1 protein-coding gene and 1 pseudogene are annotated in these 1,179 nt (G+C 65.1%); both read left to right on the forward strand.

What is annotated here, in order from left to right:
• Positions 1 to 294 (forward strand): annotated as a pseudogene (locus tag ABIB60_RS22385) (hypothetical protein); the annotation flags it as partial.
• A gap of 2 nt (positions 295 to 296) precedes the next feature.
• Positions 297 to 1,166 (forward strand): IS3 family transposase, encoded by an 870-nt coding sequence (locus tag ABIB60_RS22390; protein WP_354582558.1) that lies wholly within the window; start codon positions 297 to 299, stop codon positions 1,164 to 1,166.
• The last annotated feature ends 13 nt before the right edge of the window (positions 1,167 to 1,179 follow it).

The raw sequence follows: 1,179 nt of genomic DNA on the forward strand, positions 1-1,179 counted from the left end.
GTGTTGAGCTGGTGCCGGCGCTATGCCAGCCATTTCGTAACTTCTCAGCAGGCTGGCGCTACCTTCCCCAGCCTTGCCCGCCCCGTGGAACGGAGTCCCGAACAGCGCATCAAACAGCTGGAAACGCAGCTGCGCGAGCAGAAAAAACAGTTTGACAAGCAGTTGAAGGACAGCACAGACCTGAATCTGCTGTTGCGCACCATGCTGCAAGTGGTGGAGCAGGACCATGGCATCGCCCTGCCAAAAAAGTCTTTCCAGCGGCCGTTTCCCGCCTGGGGGCCGAAAAAAAGCTGAGCGTGCAGCGCAGCTGCCAGTGCTATGGCGTGAGCCGGCAGGGCCTTTATCAGCGCCGCCAGCGCCAGGCGCGGCAAGCCCAGCGGGCCAACGCCGTGCTGGCGCAGGTGCGGGCCGTACGCACCCGCCTGCCGCGGTTGGGCACGCGCAAGCTCTACCATAAAATTGCTCCGCTGCTGCGCGTGCAGGGCGTGAGCTACGGGCGCGATGCGCTCTTCACCCTGCTCGGCCAGCATCAACTGCTGGTGCCCAAAAAACGCAGCTTTATCAAGACCACCGACTCGCATCACCGCTTCCGCTGCCACCCCAACCTGGTCCACGACGCACCTGCGCCCACGGCCCCCAACCAGCGCTACGTGAGCGACATCACTTACCTGCCCACCCGGCAGGGCACCGTGTACCTGAGCCTGGTCACCGATGCCTTCTCGCGGCGTATCGTGGGCCACCACGTGCACGCCAGCCTGCACACGGCGGGCTGTCTGGCCGCCCTGGCCCAGGCCGTACGCGCCGCCGGGCCGGCGGCCAGCGGCGGCCTGCATCACTCCGACCGAGGCAGCCAGTACTGCTCCGATGCCTACCAGAGTGCCCTGCGCGCCGCCGGGCTGCGCTGCTCGATGACCGACGGCTACGACTGTTACCAGAACGCGCTGGCCGAGCGCGTCAACGGCATCCTCAAGGACGAATTCCTCTTCGTGCGGCCCGACGACCTGGCCCAGGCCCGTCTGCTGGTCGGGCAGGCCGTGCACCTGTACAACGAGGAAAGACCCCACCTGGCGCTGAACTACTTAACCCCTAATCAAGTCCATCAGCAAGCGAAAAGCCCCGCCGGAAAATCCGAGCGGGGCCCTTGCCTTATTCCTGTCAACAGTTAGCCGGACGCGACAA

The sequence above is a fragment of the Hymenobacter sp. UYP22 genome, assembly GCF_040547285.1.
In the GTDB taxonomy this organism is placed as follows: Bacteria; Bacteroidota; Bacteroidia; order Cytophagales; family Hymenobacteraceae; genus Hymenobacter.